The 20133-nt window shown below is 64.7% G+C and carries 14 protein-coding genes; 5 read left to right on the plus strand and 9 right to left on the minus strand.

Annotated elements, in window-relative coordinates; translation table 11 throughout:
• Positions 1 to 61: 61 nt before the first annotated feature.
• The 4 genes from RND64_RS13045 (at position 62) to treY (ending at position 8272) form a co-directional block, all read left to right on the plus strand.
• Positions 62 to 625 (plus strand): TetR family transcriptional regulator, encoded by a 564-nt coding sequence (locus tag RND64_RS13045; protein WP_049698209.1) that lies wholly within the window; start codon positions 62 to 64, stop codon positions 623 to 625.
• Positions 626 to 825: 200 nt separating this feature from the next.
• Entirely contained in the window at positions 826 to 3027 is a 2202-nt protein-coding gene (locus tag RND64_RS13050) for an acyltransferase family protein (protein WP_049698210.1), read from the plus strand.
• 158 nt (positions 3028 to 3185) lie between these two features.
• On the plus strand, positions 3186 to 5852 hold the full coding sequence (gene glgX / locus RND64_RS13055; RefSeq protein WP_049698211.1) for a glycogen debranching protein GlgX: 2667 nt from the start codon (positions 3186 to 3188) through the stop codon (positions 5850 to 5852).
• Entirely contained in the window at positions 5849 to 8272 is a 2424-nt protein-coding gene (gene treY, locus RND64_RS13060; protein WP_049698212.1) for a malto-oligosyltrehalose synthase, read from the plus strand. Before glgX ends, treY begins: the two co-directional genes overlap by 4 nt.
• Here the strand turns inward: treY and RND64_RS13065 are convergent.
• From RND64_RS13065 to RND64_RS13105, 9 genes are all read right to left on the minus strand, one after another.
• Positions 8237 to 9172, minus strand: a complete 936-nt coding sequence (locus RND64_RS13065; RefSeq protein ID WP_049698213.1) for a hypothetical protein — start codon at positions 9170 to 9172, stop codon at positions 8237 to 8239. The genes treY and RND64_RS13065 overlap by 36 nt on opposite strands.
• Before the next feature lie 120 nt (positions 9173 to 9292).
• Entirely contained in the window at positions 9293 to 10465 is a 1173-nt protein-coding gene (locus RND64_RS13070; RefSeq protein ID WP_049698214.1) for an MlaD family protein, read from the minus strand.
• Complete coding sequence (locus RND64_RS13075) at positions 10453 to 11625, minus strand: MlaD family protein (RefSeq protein ID WP_414651968.1); 1173 nt, start codon at positions 11623 to 11625, stop codon at positions 10453 to 10455. The genes RND64_RS13070 and RND64_RS13075 overlap by 13 nt, the downstream gene beginning before the upstream one ends.
• Positions 11626 to 11729: 104 nt before the next feature.
• The gene (locus tag RND64_RS13080) at positions 11730 to 12863 is read right to left on the minus strand and encodes an MCE family protein (RefSeq protein WP_082938076.1); all 1134 of its coding nucleotides are present in this window, start codon (positions 12861 to 12863) and stop codon (positions 11730 to 11732) included.
• Positions 12857 to 13837, minus strand: coding sequence for an MCE family protein (locus RND64_RS13085; RefSeq protein WP_049698568.1), 981 nt, complete (start codon positions 13835 to 13837; stop codon positions 12857 to 12859). Before RND64_RS13085 ends, RND64_RS13080 begins: the two co-directional genes overlap by 7 nt.
• A gap of 8 nt (positions 13838 to 13845) precedes the next feature.
• Complete coding sequence (locus RND64_RS13090) at positions 13846 to 14880, minus strand: MCE family protein (RefSeq protein ID WP_049698215.1); 1035 nt, start codon at positions 14878 to 14880, stop codon at positions 13846 to 13848.
• Positions 14877 to 16226: an MlaD family protein gene (locus RND64_RS13095; protein WP_049698216.1), complete on the minus strand. Its 1350-nt coding sequence runs from the start codon at positions 16224 to 16226 to the stop codon at positions 14877 to 14879. The genes RND64_RS13090 and RND64_RS13095 overlap by 4 nt, the downstream gene beginning before the upstream one ends.
• A gap of 10 nt (positions 16227 to 16236) precedes the next feature.
• The gene (locus tag RND64_RS13100) at positions 16237 to 17103 is read right to left on the minus strand and encodes an MlaE family ABC transporter permease (RefSeq protein WP_049698217.1); all 867 of its coding nucleotides are present in this window, start codon (positions 17101 to 17103) and stop codon (positions 16237 to 16239) included.
• Position 17104: 1 nt separating this feature from the next.
• Entirely contained in the window at positions 17105 to 17974 is an 870-nt protein-coding gene (locus RND64_RS13105; RefSeq protein WP_152930027.1) for an MlaE family ABC transporter permease, read from the minus strand.
• A gap of 216 nt (positions 17975 to 18190) precedes the next feature.
• Here RND64_RS13105 and treZ point away from each other — a divergent pair, with 216 nt between their 5' ends.
• Positions 18191 to 20122, plus strand: a complete 1932-nt coding sequence (treZ, locus tag RND64_RS13110) for a malto-oligosyltrehalose trehalohydrolase (RefSeq protein WP_083444343.1) — start codon at positions 18191 to 18193, stop codon at positions 20120 to 20122.
• Positions 20123 to 20133 lie beyond the last annotated feature (11 nt).

The following is a 20133-nucleotide window of genomic DNA, read 5'->3' on the forward strand; positions in this document are numbered from 1 at the left end:
GGCTCCTCCTGAACGCTGTACAGGTTGCGTCACGGCCGGACGGCCTGGATACCCTGACGCGGTGAGCAACAACCGCGCCGACGTCCTGCGCGCCGCGCGCGGCATCCTGACCGACTACAGCCTCGCCGACCTCTCGATGCGCAGGCTGGCAACTGAAGTCGGTGTCCGCCCCAACGCGTTGTACTGGCACTTTCCCAACAAGCAGTCGCTGCTGGCCGCGCTGGCCGACGACATCCTCGGCGACATCGACCCGTCGGACCCCGATCAGCCGTGGGACGCCAGACTCGCCGACATCGCGATCGGGATGCGGACGGCGCTGCTCGCTGTTCCCGACAGCGCGGAGGTGGTCTCGTCGGCGTGGGCCAGCGGACTCGCGACGAGAACGGTGTCCGACGACCTGACCGACGTCGCGCTCTCCGGGGGACTGAGCCCGCGCGACGCACATGGAGTCGCCACCGCGATATGCCAGCTCATCATCGGGCTGACGATCGAGGAACAGACGCGGGCCCAGATGGAACGGCTCGGGGTCACCGGCCCGTCGGGTCGCGACTTCGCAGCAGAATTCGACGACGCGCTCGGCGTACTACTCGACGGCGCTCGACACCGGGCGCGCGCCACTCACTGACCCGACGTCGTCGCGACACCCCTCTGCGTCGTCGCGACACCCCTCTGCTCAGTGTGTCGGACCCGCTGGAATGGGTTTTTCACAGTTGCGGCGGGTAGCCTCCTACGCGGAGTACGGCGGTTGTCGTCCACCGCGCGTGTGTGTGGATAGGTCGCCACCGACTCGTCCCAGCCCCCGACACGGAAGCAAGCACGACTGACGTGGCAGCCCCAACCCAAGTGGTGACGACCCCTAACCGGAACGAGCCCGTCCCACCGCTCCCCGCGTATCGCACCGATCTCGACGGCCTCCGCGGGATCGCGATCATGCTGGTTGCCTGCTTCCACATCTGGTTCGGCAGGGTGTCCGGCGGCGTCGATGTCTTCCTCGCACTGTCGGGTTACTTCTTCATCGGATCGCTGCTGCGTCACGCGATCAACAGCCAGACGTCGCACGTCACGTTCATCGAGGCGCTCAACCCGTGGCCGCGCCTCAAACGACTGCTGCGCCGACTCCTCCCGGCGCTGTTCACGGTCCTCATCGCGGTCGCGATCCTGACCGTCGTCATCCTTCCGCAGACCCGCTGGCTCAACATCGGGCGCGAGCTGCGTGCGTCGGCGCTGTACTACCAGAACTGGTATCTGGCGCTGAACTCGCAGGACTACCTCGCGGCGAGTTCCGCGAACAGTCCGCTGCAGCACATCTGGTCGATGTCGGTGCAGGGGCAGTTCTTCGTCGGCATGCTGTTCGCCGCGGTCATCGCGGCCGGAACGATCAAGCTGCTGTCGGCGATCATCCGACCGATCGCTGAGCCGAAGACGATCCGTCTTCTCGTCGGCCTCGCACTGTTGGCGGTCGCCGCTGTCTCGTTCTACTGGGCGCACATGCGGATGGGCGTCAATCAACAGTGGAACTACTACGACACCCTCTCGCGCCTGTGGGAGCCACTCGCCGGCGGTCTGCTCGCCATCTGGTTGCCGCGCTGGCACGTTCCCCGTTGGATCCGCAACGGTGCGGCGATCATCGCTCTCGGCCTGATCATCACCTGTGGGTGGTGGATCGACGGCGTCGACTCGTACCCGGGTCCGTGGGCACTGGTGCCCGTCGGTTCGACGCTCGTCATCATCTGGGCGGGAGCCACCGCACTCGAGCGTCCTCGGTCGAGGCATGAAGCGATCGATCAGTCGCAACCGGCGGTCAACCGTGCGCTGTCCAGCCGGGTACCGGTATGGCTCGGCACCATCGCGTACTCGCTGTACCTCTGGCATTGGCCACTGCTGATCTTCTATCTGACCTGGCGCGGCAAAGACCACGCCAACGTCATCGAGGGCATCGGGCTCCTCGCCGTGTCCATCGGTCTGGCCTGGCTGACCAAGCGCTACGTCGAGGATCCGCTGCGGGGCGGCGACCGCGCGAAGCTGGCCCGCGGCGACCGACAGGGACGTTCGCGTTGGCTCAGCTACACGTCGGTGGTGACGACCGTGCTGGTCGTCTTGTCGATCGGCGTCGCGGTCGGGGTCAATGCATGGGACCGGCACGTCGCGAACACCGTCGTCAACACAGCGAATCTCGACCCGCACTCCTACCCCGGCGCCCGCGCTCTGCTCAACGGCTGGCCGGTGCCCGCGCTCGATCCCCAACCGACACCGCTGGCAGTGCTCGGCGACTTCCCGGAGACCTCGACGCAGGGCTTCATGAGTTCGTTCGAGGACCCGGAGATCCACGTCGGCGTCTACGGCGACCCGACCGCGACGAGGACGATTGCCCTCGCGGGTGGCTCGCACGCCGAGTTCTGGATCACCGCGCTCGACGAGCTGGGCAAGCGCAACCACTTCAAGGTCACGACATACCTGAAGATGGGGTGCCCGCTGTCCACCGAGCTGGTGCCCAAGCAGCGGGGTGTGCCGTATCCGCAATGCCACGACTGGGTGCAGCGCGTGATGGCGAAGGTGATCGCCGACAAACCCGACGCGGTGTTCACCAACTCGACCCGTCCACGCGACTACAAGCCGGGCGACTGGATGCCCGACGACTACAAGCCGATCTTCACGCAGTTCATGGATGCGGGCATCCCCGTTCTCGGCATGCGCGACACACCGTGGCCAATGGGGCCGACGGGCGCCCTCGACACCCCGACGTGCCTGTCCGACGGCGGAACCGCATCCGAATGCGGCTCCGATCGGGCGCGGGTGCTCTCCCCGACCGATCCCGCAGCGCCGTTCGCCGACGGCAAGCCACTGTTCCATCCGCTCGACGTGTCGAACGGCATCTGCACCCCGACGGAATGCCCGGCAGTCGTGGGAAACATCATCGTCTACAAGGATTGGCATCATCTGAGCGCGACGTACGTGCGCAGTCTGACCGACGAGCTCGAACGCCAGATGACACAGGCCCTGCCCTGGACCGGTCCCAACCACCGCTGACGCGCCAGCCGCCGTCGGCTCAGCGACCTCCTCGCGGAGTACGCCGATGCAGACCGACCGTGGGGGTGTCGTCTAACGCACACGAGTGCGGCTTTTCCCCGAGATGAAGACGGCGCCTATCGCGACTAGGGTCATGGCATGACTGCGAAAAGGTGGGCATGACCGTACCGCCGACCGACGACACGGCACCTCACGAGCCGGCACCCGGCACCGATGCCCAGAGCGTCGGACAGACAGCCGACGCGACGACGGCCACTCCCCCGCGTACATCAGAGTCGACGCCGGGATCGCTGCCGCCGGACAGCCCCGAACAGGCTGACGCGCTCGTCGCTCCCGAGCCCGAGCCCATCCCGGTCTGGCCGGGTACGCCATATCCGCTCGGCGCAACGTATGACGGTGTGGGAACCAACTTTTCGCTGTTCTCCGAGGTCGCCGAGGCCGTCGACCTGTGTCTGATCGACAGGGACGGGCACGAGCGTCGCATTCGTCTCGACGAGGTCGACGGCTACTGCTGGCATTGCTATCTGCCGAACATCGGCCCAGGCCAGTTCTACGGATATCGCGTCCACGGCCCCTACGATCCGGCGAGCGGGTTGCGCTGCGACCCGTCGAAGCTGCTGCTCGACCCGTACGGCAAGGCATTTCACGGGGATTTCGACGGCGACGAGTCGTTGTTCTCCTATCCGATGGCGTCGTCCGAGTCCGACGACGATGGTGGTGAACCGCCCGTCGTCCCCGCCGAACAGTCGTTGCGCGCCACCGCCGACCCCGACTCCGACGACTACGAGACCTCGTCGGCCACCACTGCCGGCGCGCACAACCCCACCGCGGACACCGGAGCCTCGGCGTCCGAGGAATCGGCGACCGAGACCGCCAACGGAGACGCGGGCCCGTCGACAGGCGAGGCCGACGACCCCTCAGCTGACGCCGATAACACCGTCGAAGACACCGAGACCCCCGTCGAAGACGCCGACACCACCACCGACGACGCCGAAGTCCTCATCGAAGATGCCGACACGGAGACGATCTCGCCCGCCGAGGACGTGTCGGCCGACCGGTCGCCGTCGATGCCGCAACTCGATTCACTCGGTCACACGATGTTGTCCGTGGTCATCAACCCGTACTTCGACTGGCAGCACGACCGCGCGCCACGACGCCCCTATCACCAGACGGTCATCTACGAAGCGCATGTCAAAGGCATGACCGCGACCCATCCCGACATCCCGGAGCAGTTGCGTGGCACCTATGCCGGCCTTGCCCACCCGGTGATCATCGACCACCTCAAAGAGCTTGGCATCACGGCGATCGAACTCATGCCCGTGCACCAGTTCATGCAGGACTTCGTGCTGCGCGACAAGGGTTTACGCAATTACTGGGGCTACAACACGTTTGGTTTCTTCGCGCCGCACCTCGAGTACGCGTCCAATCCGGATCAGCCCGCCAGTGCCGTCACCGAGTTCAAGGCGATGGTACGTGCGTACCACACCGCAGGCATCGAGGTGATCCTCGACGTGGTCTACAACCACACCGCCGAGGGCAACCACCTCGGTCCGACCGTCTGCTTCCGCGGCATCGACAACGGCGCCTACTACCGACTCGTCGACGGTCAGCCCGAGATGTACATGGACTACACGGGCACCGGCAACAGCCTCAATGGACGCCATCCTCACACGCTGCAGCTCATCATGGACTCGCTGCGCTACTGGGTGCTCGAGATGCACGTCGACGGTTTCCGCTTCGACCTCGCGTCGACGCTCGCCCGCGAACTGCATGACGTCGACCGCCTGTCGGCCTTTTTCGATCTGGTGCAACAGGATCCGGTGGTCAGCCAGGTGAAGCTGATCGCCGAACCGTGGGATATCGGCGAGGGCGGCTATCAGGTCGGCAACTTCCCGCCGCTGTGGACAGAGTGGAACGGCAAGTATCGCGACACCGTGCGCGACTATTGGCGCGGTGAGCCTGCGACGTTGGGAGAGTTCGCCTCTCGGCTCACCGGTTCGTCGGATCTCTACGAGTCCACGGGCCGGCGACCGTCGGCGAGTATCAACTTCGTCATCGCGCACGACGGCTTCACGTTGCGAGACCTGGTGTCGTACAACGAGAAACACAACATGGCCAACGGTGAGGACAACCGTGACGGCGAGAGCCACAACCGGTCATGGAACTGCGGCGTCGAGGGTCCCACCGACGATCCGGAGGTGAACGAGCTCCGCGCGCGCCAACAGCGCAACATCCTCGCGACGATGTTTCTGTCGCAGGGCACCCCGATGCTGGCGCACGGTGATGAGATCGGTCGTACCCAGCAGGGCAACAACAACGTGTACTGCCAGGACTCGCCGCTGGCGTGGATGGATTGGTCTCTCGCCGACAAGAATTCGGACCTTCTCGCGTTCACCCGCAAGGCCATCGACCTGCGCACCAAGCATGCGGTGTTCCGACGTCGACGCTTCTTCGCGGGCAAGCCGATCCGATGGGGGGAGGACATGCTCGACATCGTGTGGCTGACGCCCTCGGGCGAGGCGATGACGACCGCCGACTGGGACAGCGGATTCGGCAAGAGCCTCGCAGTCTTCCTCAACGGCAACGGCATCGCGGAGAAGAACGAACGCGGTGAGGTCATCTCCGACAACAGCTTCATGATCTGCTTCAACGCACACTACGAGGACATCGAGTTCACGTTGGCCTCCGAACGGCTCGGCCACGAGTGGGAGGGCGTCTTGGACACCACACATCCGCAGGGCGACTCCCACATCGAGTCGGCGCCCTGCGGCAGCACGGTCACGATCGGCGCGCGTTCACTCCTCGTCTTGCGCACACTGGCATGACGACAAGCGATCGCCAACGCCCGATCGCCACATACCGGGTACAACTGACACCGGATTTCGACTTCGCCGCCACCATCGGCATCCTGGATCACCTTGTGGCGCTGGGCATCAGCCACATCTATCTGTCACCGATCGGGACCGCCATGCCCGGGTCGACGCACGGCTACGACTGGGTTCCACCACCCCAGGTGTCTGCCACACTCGGTGGCCTCGAGGGGCTCCGCGCACTCCGGATCGCGGCGTCCGAGCATGGCCTGGGAATCATCATCGACATCGTGCCCAACCACACCGGTGTCGCCGAGGTGATGCGCAACCCGTGGTTCGCCGATCTACTCCGGCGCGGCTCCGGATCGCGGTACGCGTCGTACTTCGACGTCGACTTCTCGTCGGAGAACGGTTGCGACGGCAAGATCGCGATCCCCGTGGTCGCCTCCGACGGCGACCTGTCGCCGCTGACCGTCGACTCGCACGGCGTTCTGCGCTATTACGACCACGAATTCCCTACCGCACCAGGAACTCTCGGCGGTAGCGCACAGGATGTGCATGCGCGCCAACACTATCGGCTGGTGCCGTGGGACAGCGGACTCATCGGCTACCGCAGATTCTTCACGGTCAACGAGCTCGCGGGCCTACGCCAAGAAGACCATGAGGTCTATCGCGCAACGCACACCTGGATCAACGAACTCTTCGACGCCGAGCTCATCGACGGCCTACGCGTCGACCATCCCGACGGACTCTGGCAACCGATGGCGTACCTCGACGAGTTGCGAAGCGACATCGGTCCCGACTCACTGCTGTACATCGAGAAGATCCTGGCGGCCGACGAACAACTCGAACCGACCTTGCCCGTCGAGGGGACGACCGGATACGACCAGATGCGGATCATCGACGCGGTGTTCACCGCACCGTCGGGAGTCGTCGAACTCGACGAGATCCACCTGCGCGTCACCGGCGTACCGGGTGACTCGCATTGGCTGCACACACAGGAGCGCGAACGCAAACTGCAGACGCTGCACGACAAGTTCGGCAGCGAACACCGCAGATTGGTCCGCGCGATCACTCACTCTGATCCCGACGCCGATTCGGACGCGGTCGCCGAAGCGACCGCAGAGCTGATCGCGGCACTACCCGTGTACCGCGCCGACTATCCGTCACTGCGTCCCCTACTGATCACCACCGCGACCGAGATAGCCGCGCGCAGAGCAGATCTCGCTGCTGCCATCGATACCGTGATCAGTGCGACAACGCACGACGGTGCCGCGAGTTCTCGGCTTGCACAGACCGGCGGTGCCGTGACGGCCAAGAGTATCGAGGACAGCCTCTTCTACCGGACAGCGCGACTCGTCTCGTCGCTCGAGGTGGGTAGCGACCCCGCCGACCCGACCATGAGCCTGCAGAACTTCCACAACCACAACGCGATTCGTGCGGCGCAATGGCCATTGGCCATGACGGCGACCAGCACGCACGACACCAAACGCGGTGAGGACGTGCGCGCTCGGATCGCGTTGCTCGCCCAGGTACCCGAACGGTGGTCGCTCCTCGTCGACGAGCTCTGGTCGAATTGGCCCCCGCCGGATGACCTCACCGGCTACTTCCTCTTGCAGAACATCATCGGCGTCTGGCCGATCGGTGATCCCCCCGGCAGCGCGACCGTCAGCGACGAACTCCGACAGCGCCTGTACGACTACGCGCGCAAGGCGACGCGGGAGGCCGAACTGCACACATCGTGGACCGACGTCAACGAGGAGTTCGAGGGCCAGATCGAAGCCTGGATCGACGAGATCACCAAAGGTGCTGCAGCCGAGTTGATCTCACGTTTTGTCTCGCGGATCGCCTCGGCGTGGGAGCAAGAGGCGCTCGCACGCAAGGCGATTGCGCTTCTGTGCCCCGGCGTACCGGACATCTACCAGGGCACCGAGTGGTGGGACGACTCGCTCGTCGATCCCGACAACCGCCGCCCCGTCGACTACGACCGTTCGCTCGATCACCCCAAGGCGCGGGTCGTGCGTGCGGCACTCGCGGTACGCGCAGCACGTCCGGCAGCATTTGATCGCGATAGCGGTTACCTACCGCTCTACGCCGACGGGCCGGGCGCCGACCACGCGATCGCGTTCGGACGCGTCGTCGACGAGGTGCCCGAGGTGATCGTCGTGACGGCCCGATTCACCCACAGCCTCATCGACGACGCGGCGCTGACCTTCCTCGACCTACCCTCGGGGACCTGGCGTGATGTGTTGTCGGACAAGGTCTATCGGGGCGTCGCAGACCTCGGGGAACTGCGTGCCGCGAACCCTGTGGCCATCCTGGTACGTGCAGGCGACGGTGACACCTCTGTGGCAACCGGCGCGGCGTCGGCGACTGGGGCCGACGTCGCCGCGGTTGGCTCAGCCGCCGGGAGCAGGAGCAGGGGCGGCGGGTGATGGTGCGGCCGGCGCGGGACTCTGCGAACCGCCCTGCGTATCGGCGGCCGGACCGCTCGCTCCCTGCTGCTGCCCCAAACCGGCCTGTGCCCCACTGAGTTTGGACACCTTCCAGGAACCGTCTTCCTTCACCAGGTTGAGCCAGACGAGCATCAGCTCCTTACCGCCGCTGGGCGCGATCGTGCTCGTGCCGGACACCTCGACGAGCACGGCGGTCGACGCACGATCGGCGTCGAACGACTCGACCGACACCGACTTGACCGTCGGAGTGGCCTTGACGTTGAGATCGCGCAGCGCCTTGGAGCCGTCAGTCTGCTCACGCTCGAGATTCTGTCTGAACTCTCCGGTACTCAGCGGCCCCAGCAGGGTCTTCATGTCGCCGACGGCGTCGGAATTCATCGTGCTGACGAGTTTGACCGTGAAGACCGACGATGCCGACTTCGCATCGTCGAAGGCAGCCAACTTCTGTTGGTCGCGGTAGTAGCCCCAACCGAGCAGTCCGACACCCACGATCAGCGCGACAACCACGATCCCTGCGAGCACCTTGAGAAGTCCCGCGGTGCTGATGGTGACGGAGACCTGGCGAGAACCCTTGCGCTCCTTCTTCTCCGGCTCTGCCGCGTCGCCTGATGCACTGCCCTCGGTCTTCTGAGCGGCAGTCTCCTGAGGGGTCCCGTCGGCGGCTGCGCTGGACCTGCGAGCCGCGGCACGCGCACTCTTCGTCCGAGGAGCCTGCCGCTCGGGGACATCGTCCGACGCTGCGGCATCTACCTTCTCGGCGCGTGTCTTACCGGTGCCGACTTCTTGCGCGTCGTCGGTGTCGACCTTGTCGGTGCTGTTGTCGTCGGAGTCGATCTTGTCGACGTTGTTGTCGTCGGTGCTGTTCTTGTCGGCTGTCATGTGCTTCCAGTTCAGTGTGCTCGCCCGCCCCGGGTGCGGGCGCGATGTGCGGCTTCGCGGGTGGATTCGGCCGTGGTCGTCACGGCGGCCACACCGTCGTATCCCGGCGGTAGACCAGTCCTATCCCAGCGGTACCGTCCGTGCGTTCGGGTCGGCTCCCAGTGCCGGTCCCGCGGTGTCGTCCCCGGGAGGTCGGGGCGCGTTGGCCGAACCTCGGATCTGCTGGTTCTTGTCTTCGGTGACACAGTACAGATTGGTCGGAATCACCGTTTCGAGCACCTTGGTCGGGCGGATCGGGGTGACCGCGTAGTTGCAGTAGGGCCGCGGGAAGATCGACGCCATGACCCACCACGCACCATCGTGGAACATGTCCTGACTGATGTAGGAGGCGTCGCGGATCGACGGCAGCAGGGTCGCCAGAGCGGGTGCGCGCAGTGCGCCCTGACGCGCGATGTCTGCGACCTGTTGGACCACCCCGGTCAACGGATCTCGGATCTGACTCAGTGAGCCGCTCAGGCTGGTGAGCTGGGCGGGTCCCTTGCCGAGCAACGTGTTGAGTTCTCCGTTCGCGGCAACGGCCGAGTTCACCACTGCACTCGCGCCCGACACCGCCGTCCCCAGGTCGGGCTGGACGTTGGCGGTCGTGGCGAGGATCGTACCGGTCTGCTGGATGAGTTTCGTGGTCTCGGGCAGCACCCGACGCAGGTCGGTGAAGACCGTGCCCGCGGCGTCGAAGAACACTCGGAGTTGATTGGTCTGCCCGGCCTCCGGAGTCAGCGCGGTGTCGAGACTCGACACTGTGGCACGGAGTTTCACGGGGTCTATCTGACTGATGACATTCAACGACGACTCGAGCAACGCCGGGAACGGCGCGGTGACGTGCGTCTGATTGACCTCGATCGTGTCGCCGTCGGTGAAATAGGGACCGCTGCTGGTTGTGGGCGTGAAGTCGACGTACTGCTCGCCCGCCGCCGACAAGCCCAATGCCGATACCAGGGAATTCCGGTTGATCTTGACGTCGTCGTCGATGGTGAGGTTGGCCTGCACCGACTGCGGTTGCACCCGAAGCGACTCGACCTTCCCGATGTTGACGCCGCGGAGCGTCACACGTGAACTGTCCTGTAGTCCACCGGAAATCGGGAAGTTGACCGTGAGGTGGTAGGAGCCCTGCCAGGGGCGCCAACTCAGCGCACCGAACCCGATGTAGGCGAGGCCGACCAGCATGACGACGACCAGCCCGATGTTGCCGAGCAGACTCGAGTGCTTTCGCAACCAGGTGATCATCCGCAGCATCCCTTCGTGCCGCTCAGTTGCGCAAGAACCCGGGTCAGCGTCTGCTCGAGCGACTGCCCACCAGCCTGGAGGTCTTGCAGTTCGGGCAGTCGGCTGGCCGAATCGAACCCGAATCCCGTTGTGAGCCAGTACAACTTTGCTGAACTCGCAACAGAATTGCCTCGAATTGTCTTGGCGAACTTCGGCGTCAGCTCACCCAGATTGCGCGACACCGGCCCGAGAATCGGTGGTATGTCGCGCAATTCGGCGGTCAGGGTTCGCAAACTCCCGACCAGCGAGACGAAGCTGTCGGAATTGCTGCCGAGGAAGTCATTCGTCGCATCGGTGACGCTGTTCGTCTTGTCGAGCGTCGACAAGATCAAGTTCATCTGGTCGTCGATGGTGTCGATCGCCGGGCCGAGCTTGTTGATGGCCGCCATGATCTGCGGTCGACCCGCGGCGAGATCCGCGGTCAGTACGGAGGTGTTGCGGAACGAACGGTCGACCTCGGCGGAGTTGGCGTTCAGTCTGCTGATCGCGGTGGTGAATTCCTTGATGGCGCCCTGCAGATTGCCGGGGCTGCTCGGTCCGCCCGCCACGGCAGCGCTCAGCTCGGTGACGATCTGCTGCAACGACCCCAGCGATCCCCCGTCGACCACTGCGGCCGCGGAGACGAGGATGTCCTCGACGGTCGCCGCAGCCGACGTCGGGCCGGTGAGCACCGTGCCGTCGGCAACAGAGGGACCCGATGCGTTCGCCGGAGGCATGAGAGCGACGAAGACATCACCGAGGGGCGTCGCCTGTCGCAGTTGTGCCCCGGTACCCGCGGGGATCTGCGCGTCGCCTGCGACCTTCATCTGCACGATCGCGGTGTAGTCGCGCACCGCGATGTCGCTGACCTCACCGACGTCGGTGCCGTTCAGTTTCACCTTCGCGCGGGTCGGCAGGTTCAATGCGTTGTCGAAGTGCGCGATGAGCGTCTTGCCGTCGCCGATCCCACCGGGAGCAGGTAGCGGGAGCTGTTCGACGGTGAGGCCGGGCATCGCACTGCAGCCGCACAGTCCGACGGTCGCCGCGACGATCAGCGTGAGGATCGCCGGGACACCACGACGCGCGTCGCGGCGTCGGCGCATTCCGTGCGTCCGACCCGACGGCGTTTGACCCATCTGCGTCCGACCCATCTGCATCCGAGTCATCCGGGTCCGACGCAGCGGCCACAGATGTTCCGCGATCGCGGCGCGCGAGATGGGCGATCGCGGTCTGCCCAGCGTGATCGTGTACTGCCTCATTTGCTCATCTCCAGCAGACTCGAGAACACACCGAGGTCTGGCCCGAAATCCTTGAGCTGACCGGTTCGGCAGCCGTTCTTCTGCAGGTTGATCGACTGGCAGAATTGGTTGAGCGCCTCACCGTCGATCAGCGACTTGTCAAGGAGCACCTGCAAGCGCCACGCGCGTTGCTCCGGCGACACGGTGTTGGCCAGGTTCTGGAACAGCAGCGGCGCGACGTCGACCGTCTCGACCACCTGACGCGAGTAATCGCTCAGATTGCGCACCAGCGCGCTCAGTCTGCCCGTCGAGTCGCTGATGGTCGTCGAGTTGTTGCCGAGGAACTGCGACGTGTTGAGCAACGTCTGATTGAGATCGTCGAGTGTCGCCGTCAGCCCAGGAGCTTGTTGCCCGAGCATTGACGCCACCTGAGTGATCGACGACGAGAACTGCTTCATCTTCGGGTAATTCGCGGTCAACGCGCCGGTGAGCTTCTGCGTGTTCTTGATGATCTGCGTGAGCTGATCTCCGTTGCCTGCGAAGACGTCTGTCGCAGAACCGAGTTGGTTGATGGCCTCGCGGATACGTTCGCCGTTTCCCGACGTCGTTCCCGACGTGATGTCGACCAGATCTGCGATCGGCCCTTCGCCTGCCGTGTCGGTACTCAACGACGACACCAGACGATCGACGGCGTCGAAGAGATCACCGACAGCTACCGGACTACGCCCCTCGTTCTTGAGGACCGCGCCGTCTGTCAGTTTCGGCCCACCGGAGTACGTCGGCGTCAACTCGATATGGCGCGTGGTGACGATCGAGGTGTTCACGATCGCAGGCGTCGCGTCGACCGGGACGGGGATGTTCTTGTCGATGCTGAAGGTCACCTTGACGCGATTGCCTTCTTGCTCAACGGAAGTCACCTGTCCGACTGGCATTCCGAGGACCGCGACGTCGTTGTCCTTGTACAGGCCTGCGACGTTGGCGAAGTAGGCGGTCACCTGGATCTGCGACCCGACGGCCACCTTCCAACTGGCCGGGACCAGTGAGCACCCGGAGAGAAGCGCGACAACCAGGACGGTCAGCGCGACGATGATCGTCGGCCTGCGCCAGCGCGGATGCGTGTTCACGTGTCGACTCGTTCCCATGCTCAGCACCCATCCACCACACGCGCGGTACACAGCCAGTTGTCGGGGAAGAGACCCCATGGGAGATATCCCCTGGAATGCGGGCCGTCGGCCATGATGTTGTTCAGCACGCGCGTGGTGACCGGGAGTATCTGCAAGAGCTTGCGCAGATTCTCCTGGTTTTTCTGGAGGCCCTGGCTGATCGTGTTGAGGTTGGCCAGGATCGGCGCGAAGCTGTCGCCGTTCTCGGCGGCGACAGCTCGCGTCTGATCGGTCAGCGCCGCAACGCCGTCGAGCAGTTTGGTCACCAAGGCCTCACGCGCGACGATCTTCTGAGCGAGTTGCCCGCCCTGACCGACGATGACCGCCAATTGCGTCTGGGTGTCGTTCACCACCGTGGTGACGGTGTTCGTGTCGGCGAGCAGTTGGGTGATCTGGTCTTTGCGGTTGGTGATGATCTTCGACATCTCGACCAGCGAGTCGATCGTCGGGCGAGCAAGTGCCGGCGCGTCGGAGAGCTGCGCATTGAGCGTCGTGATGCTCTGCGCCAACGCCTTGTCGTCGACACCGGCGATCACCGGGGTGCCCACTTCGAGGGTCTTCTGCAGGTCGTAGGGCACAGCGGTCTTGGCGATCCGACCGTCGGGCGCAGGTTGCGACGAATTGCCCAGTGACACATCGACGTAGCGCTGACCGAGCAGCGTCGACATCTTGATTTCGGCCGAGCCGTTTGACGTGACATCGACCTCGCGATCGACCTTCATGGTGACCTTGACGTGGTCACGCTCGAGCGAGGTGTCGGCCACCTCTCCGACGTCGATTCCCGCGACGCGCACCTTGTCGCCCGGCCGGATACCTCCCGCCTGCGCGAAATCGGCTGTGTACGACTTCTTTCCGATGTGCGCCTGCCCGATTCCCGTGACCAGCAGAATGAGCGCCACGATCACGGCGGCGCCGATGACGCCGTACCACGTACGACGGTGCCGGCGGAAGCTCCTTCGCATGCGCCCACTCATTGGCACACCGGTGAGTGTTTGGTGCCGCCGATTTTGTTGAGGATTCCCGGCGGGAGTAGGACATTGCCGATCGAGATGTCGAGATCGCATGCGTACACGTTCAGGTACGCCCCCTCCTGCATGGCCTTCGAGAGAAGAGCGAGGAACTTGGGCAGATCGATCACGGTCTGGTCGAGCGCCGCTCCCGCTGAGATCAGCCCATTCGTCGCGTACCTGGTGTTGTTCGCGGCCGCGGCCAGGTCGGTGCGTGACCGACCGAGAACATCGGCGAATCCTGCTGCGGTGCGCCCGACCTGGTCGACGGACTTGCCCAGCGCTGCCGAGTTCGCGTTGAGTTTCTCGATGAGCGACGCGACGCTGGTCACGACCCCGGTGAGCTGACTCTTCTGTACCGAGAGGTCGCGCATCACGCCGCTGAGGTTGTCGATGATCGCTCCGATCACGACGTCGCGGTTGGCCATGTCAGAGGCAAGTTTGCTGATCTGCGCAACGGTGGTGTTCAACGACACGGTGTCGCCCTGGAACGCCTGCACCAAGCCGTTCGACAGTGCGTTGACCTGCTCGGGCTGCAGCGTGTCGAACACCGGCTGGAATCCGGCCAACAACTTCGTGACGTCGAACGAATCCTGCGATGGCTGCTGCAACGTCGATCCGGGAGACAACGGCGCTTCGGACGCGGCGTCGGTGCGCGACAGCGCGAGGTAGCGCTGTCCGACGAGGTTCTGGTATCGAATTGCCGCCTGCGTGGTGGTGAACACCGGCTGGTCCTGTTGCACCTCGAACGTCACCTTGGCGCGTCCGTGGTCGAGATCGATCGACTGGACGCGTCCGACGCGAACCCCGGCCATACGCACGTCGTCGCCGGCGAGGAGCCCCGACGTGTCGTTGAAATAGGCCGAGAAATCCCGTGTCGGGCCCGGCACGGAACGCTCGAGCGTCGAATAGATGATGTAGGTCAACAATAGCGCGACCAGCGCGAAAATGGTGAAGCCTATCAACGGCTTTCGGATCGATCCCTCAACCGCGCTCATCGTCCTCCCCCAGTGCCGTTGCCGTCGCCGTCTCGTTCGAGTGACACCGACTGCACGAGCGGGCCGAGCATCAACGTGTCAGCCGCGCGCGGCGCGCGGTCGAGTGCCGTCGTCAGCGTCCGGTTGTCAGCGCTGGTCGTGACCGCACCCGCCGACGACCGGTCGGCATTCGATCCCTGCTGGTTCGACCCCTGCTGGTTCGATGCAGGCGCGACGAGCAGCGGTCCGGAACTGGTGGGGCCGGTACCTGTTCCCGGTCCGACGCATCCCGGACCACGCGCCTGGCCGTACGGCCCACCGTTGTAGACCGGGCAGTTGGCACGTGAGTAGTGCTGCAGCGCACCGAAACTGATGCCGATGTTGACCTGCACGAGGCCGTTGAGTCCGGTGAACACAGTGACCGCCTTGGCGGCCAGTTGATTCAGCGCGGTGAGCGCCTGCGGAAGCGAGTTCGGCTCGAGTGTCACCGCGCCGATCATCGTGTCCAAATCGGGAACCAACCGCTTGGCCACGTCGCCGTTGCGCGCGAACAGGGTCTGCGCCTGGTCGAGCGTGCCCGACGCCGCGGTGAGGAGCGCGGTGAGGTCACGTTGATGTGATGCGATGGTCATCGCGGGGATGATGCTGCGGCCCAGAGTATTCAGCAATTCGGGCGCCGACTTCGCCAGTCCGAGTACCGAATCGTTGAAGTTGTCGAACCCGGAGGGCGCCCCCGTGGGGAACTGCGCGTTGATGGATTCGAAATATGTCTTGAGTTCGCCGGAGAACATCCCGAACACCGCGCCACCGCCGCGAAGTGCGTCCGCGATGGTGCCGAGCACGGCCGCCAATTGTTCGGGAGGCACAGCCGTCAGCAGCGTCTGCAGATCGTTCTGCGCGTCCTGCAGTTTGATCGTCGCAAGTGACCGGTCGGCTGGAATGGTCGCGCCGTCGGAAAGACGTTCTTGTGCTGGTTGTTCCGGGGCGACGAACTCCACCGAGTTCACGCCGAACAGATTCGACGGCACGGTCCGCGCCGTCACATTGGCCGGAATCCCTTCGGCCTGTGCGGGATCGAGGTCGATGTCGACGACCTTGATCTGTTTGCCCCCCGCCCCCGTCTCGGTGGAGAGCTGCATGGTCTTGACCTCGCCGACGATCAGGCCGTTGTACCGAACGTCCGCGCTGTCGACGAGCCCGTCGCCGATGTCCTCCATCTCGGCGTGCACCCCGACGACCGAGTCGAACGCACCCTGATATCGCATGAACAGGACGACGAACATGATGGCGAGCACGACCACGAAGATCAGTCCGCGCAGGATGTACTGGCGTAGCGACGGGTTGCGTCCGTCGGTGGCGATGTTCATCGGTCTCCCCTCATCCCGATATCCGAACGCCCGACGACATGCCCCAGAAGACGAGCGTCATGATGAGGTTCGCGAAGACGATGACGATGATCGCGAGACGGATCGCGTGGCCCGCCGCAACGCCGACTCCCTCGGGTCCGCCCGACGCGAAATACCCGTAGTAGCACTGGATGAAGGTGGTCAGCAGCACGAAGATGATCACCTTGACGAACGAGAAGAACACGTCCTGCGAGCGGATGAACGAGTCGAAATAGGAGAGGTAGTCACCTGCCCCCTTGCCGCTCTGGAGCTGGAACATGACTTGGCACGCAATGTAGTTCGCGGCCAACGACACCGAGTAGAGCGGCACGATCGCGATCACGGCCGCGAGCATGCGCGTGGTCACGAGATACGGCATCGGCCGAATCGCGATCGACTCGAGGGCGTCGATCTCCTCACTGATCCGCATCGACCCCAGCTGTGCGGTGAACCGACATCCCGACTGCGCGGTGAACGCCGTAGCGGCGAGTAGTGGTCCTATCTCGCGGGTCGTCGCGAAGGCCGAGAGTCCGCCGGTCACCGGTGCCATGCCGAGCAGATTCAGCGCGGTGTAGCCCTCGATACCGACCGTCGCGCCACCCATGACACCGAGGATGAGCATCACCCCGACGGTTCCACCGCCGACGACGATCGCCCCATTGCCCCATGCGACGTCGGAGAGCAGACGCCACACTTCTTTGCGGTAGTGGACGAAGGTCAGCGGCACCGCACCGATCGACCGCACGAGGAACGTGACGAGATGCCCCATCCGGGCGAGCGCGTCGCGGGGTGCGGTGACGACCACCTTGCCCGCGTTGAGCGGACGCAGAACCGGTGCCACATACCGTGATGCAGTCACCTCACACCACCTTTGTCGGGACGAGGAGAGCGAACATCTGCGTGAGAATGACGTTCACCGTGAACAAGAGGAGGACCGAGTTGACGACGGCGGCGTTGACCGAATTCGCCACTCCCGCAGGCCCACCCTTGGTCGACAACCCGCGGTCGCACGCGACGATTGCCACGATCGCCCCGAATATGACCGACTTGATGAGCGCGAACGAGAGGTCGGAGACAGAGGCGAACGATGCGAAGGTTCCGGTATAGCTACCGGGTGTGCCGCCCTGGAAGTACACGTTGAACACGTAGCCGGTGATGAAGCCGACGAAGCACACGAAGCCGCACAGCAGGAAACTCACGACCATCGTCGCGAGGAGTCGCGGCGAGATGAGTCGTTCGATCGGGTTGACGCCCATCACCTTCATCGCATCGATCTCGTCGCGGATCGTCCGCGAGCCGAGGTCGGCGGCGATGGCAGAGCCGACGGCGCCCGCGAGCAATAGCGACGTCACCAGCGGTGCACCCTGGCGAATCACGCCCAGACCGGTTGCCGCGCCGGAGAACGACGTTGCTCCGATCTGTCCGGCGATGTTGCTCACCTGGATCGACACGATGACGCCGATCGGGATCGCGACGAGCAGCGTCGGCAAGACGGACGTGCTGGCCATGAACGCGCACTGACGGATGAACTCCGCGAACGGAAACCGCCTCTTGGCTATGTCGACGAAGAGGGTCCGGAACACCTCGACGAAAAGACCGAGTTGCCGCCCGAACGTGTCGAACGAGGCCACGACATGCTCGCGAAACCACACGGCAGCGCCATTATGACGGGACCTGATGGTCACGCCACGGTCTGGCGCCGTACTCTCCTGCTCCGCGGTTTCACTCATGCCCGACTCTCGATGACAACCACCCCTGCCCGTGCTGTGCGCACCTCCGGTGTCGCGTATGCCGGAGATCATGCCACTGTTGGCACCGCGCCAACAAGCTGTTTATCTTTACCGAACTAACTGCGCGGTAATATACATCGCCCGACCGACGGCATGTGCGATGGGTCACATGGCGGCGAGTCGGCGCTCACGCGCCAGCGGATCTACGGTTGGGCCATGGAGACCACCCCCGGACCCCGCAGCCCTCGCGACGCAGACACCATAGCGACAGGCGCCTCGAGGTCGGAGGAAAACGTTCACAGGAGTTCGCCACAGAGACGGTTCGACCCACCCCGTCTCATCGACGATGTCGAGGTGTGGGCCCCTGCCGCGAGTTCGGTCATTCTCGTGACCGACACACCGGACGCCGACGGCAGTCCGATGACGCCCGTGACCGACGCACCGGGCTGGTGGCGGGTCGACACTGTCGGCGGCGCGGGTTCCGGTGCGGCTTCGCAATCAGGTTCGGAGCCGCAGCGCCGCTACGGCTTCAGAATTTTCCGCGACGCCGCGACTTCGGACGACTCGAGCGCCGACGCCCCGGTGCGTCCGGACCCCAGGTCTGTCCGCCAGCCCGACGGCGTGCACGGTATGTCGGCGTTGCACGTCGTGGACGAATCGATCTGGACCGACGACGAGTGGCACGGACGGTCGGTTCTCGGCGCGATCATCTACGAGCTCCACGTCGGGACGTTCACTCCCGCAGGCACACTCGACTCGGCCATCGACAAACTCGACCACCTCATCGACCTCGGCGTCGACTTCGTCGAACTCATGCCGGTCAATGCGTTCAACGGCGACGTCGGATGGGGATACGACGGCGTCGACTGGTTCGCCGTCCAGGAATCCTACGGTGGCCCCGACGCGCTCGTGCGGTTCGTCGACGCATGCCATGCGCGCGGGATCGGAGTCGTTCTCGACGTCGTCTACAACCATCTCGGGCCGTCGGGAAACTATCTGCCGGAGTACGGGCCGTACCTCAGCGACGGCGCCACCTCGTGGGGCGCCGGACTCAACCTGGCCGGACCGGACTCCGACACCGTGCGCGACTACATCGTCTCCAACGCACTGCGGTGGCTACGCGACTTCCACATCGACGCACTGCGACTCGACGCCGTCCACGCCCTCAACGATCACCGGGCGGTACACATCCTCGAGGAGCTTGCCACCGAAACAGATTCTCTCGCAGCAGAACTCGGCAGACCGCTCTCACTCATCGCCGAGAGCGACCTCAACGACCCCCGTCTGGTCACACCGCGTGATCGTGGCGGCTTCGGGCTGACGGCGCAGTGGGACGACGACATCCACCACGCGATCCACACACTCATATCCGGGGAGCGGCAAGGCTACTACGCCGACTTCGGCAGCTACGAAGCGCTGGCAAAGGTGTTGCGGGGCGGCTTCTTTCACGACGGCACCTATTCGTCGTTTCGACGTCGACACCACGGCAGGCCGATACCGACCGACGAGATCGCGGCAGCGACCCTGCTCGCCTACACCTGCAACCACGACCAGATCGGCAACCGCGCCATCGGCGACCGACCGTCGGCCTACCTCGATCCCGGCCAACTCGCCATCAAAGCGGCACTGGTGCTCCTCTCCCCGTTCACCCCCATGCTGTTCATGGGTGAGGAGTGGGCAGCCAGTACCCCGTTCCAGTTCTTCACCTCGCACCCCGAGCCCGAGCTCGGCCGCGCAACCGCCGAGGGACGCAAGGCCGAATTCGCCGAGCACGGTTGGGACAGCGCCGAGATCCCCGATCCGCAATCGCCACAGACGTTTGCCGACTCGAAGCTCGACTGGAGCGAGCCCCGCACCGGAGTCCACGCGCGGGTGCTGGAGTTCTATCGAGCACTCATCGAGCTGCGCAAGACCCGAAACGCGTTCGCCGACAAGTCATTTGCCTCACTCGACGTCGAGTACGACGAGCAGGCCGGCTGGTTCGCGATGCACCGTGGCGACCAGAGCGTTGTCGCGGTGATCGGCGCAGAGCCGACCGACGTGCCGATCCGGCTCGAACCGGCGCTGAGCTGGTCCGACGTCGACATCACCGACGACGGTCTGCACAGCCCCGGCCACAACGTGGTCGTCGGCACCAGAGTTCGGTGACGGCCACGTCA

It is taken from the genome of Gordonia sp. w5E2 (genome assembly GCF_036540975.1).
In the GTDB taxonomy this organism is placed as follows: Bacteria; Actinomycetota; Actinomycetes; order Mycobacteriales; family Mycobacteriaceae; genus Gordonia; species Gordonia jacobaea.

Coding starts and splice junctions, on each gene's coding strand:
- treZ (WP_083444343.1), top strand. CDS start 18,191: ATGGAGACCACCCCCGGACCCCGCAGCCCTCGCGACGCAGACACCATA.
- RND64_RS13095 (WP_049698216.1), bottom strand. CDS start 16,226: ATGAACATCGCCACCGACGGACGCAACCCGTCGCTACGCCAGTACATC.
- treY (WP_049698212.1), top strand. CDS start 5,849: ATGACGACAAGCGATCGCCAACGCCCGATCGCCACATACCGGGTACAA.
- RND64_RS13070 (WP_049698214.1), bottom strand. CDS start 10,465: ATGCTGCGGATGATCACCTGGTTGCGAAAGCACTCGAGTCTGCTCGGC.
- RND64_RS13090 (WP_049698215.1), bottom strand. CDS start 14,880: ATGAGCGCGGTTGAGGGATCGATCCGAAAGCCGTTGATAGGCTTCACC.
- glgX (WP_049698211.1), top strand. CDS start 3,186: ATGACCGTACCGCCGACCGACGACACGGCACCTCACGAGCCGGCACCC.
- RND64_RS13085 (WP_049698568.1), bottom strand. CDS start 13,837: ATGCGAAGGAGCTTCCGCCGGCACCGTCGTACGTGGTACGGCGTCATC.
- RND64_RS13105 (WP_152930027.1), bottom strand. CDS start 17,974: ATGAGTGAAACCGCGGAGCAGGAGAGTACGGCGCCAGACCGTGGCGTG.
- RND64_RS13075 (WP_414651968.1), bottom strand. CDS start 11,625: ATGGGTCGGACGCAGATGGGTCAAACGCCGTCGGGTCGGACGCACGGA.
- RND64_RS13065 (WP_049698213.1), bottom strand. CDS start 9,172: ATGACAGCCGACAAGAACAGCACCGACGACAACAACGTCGACAAGATC.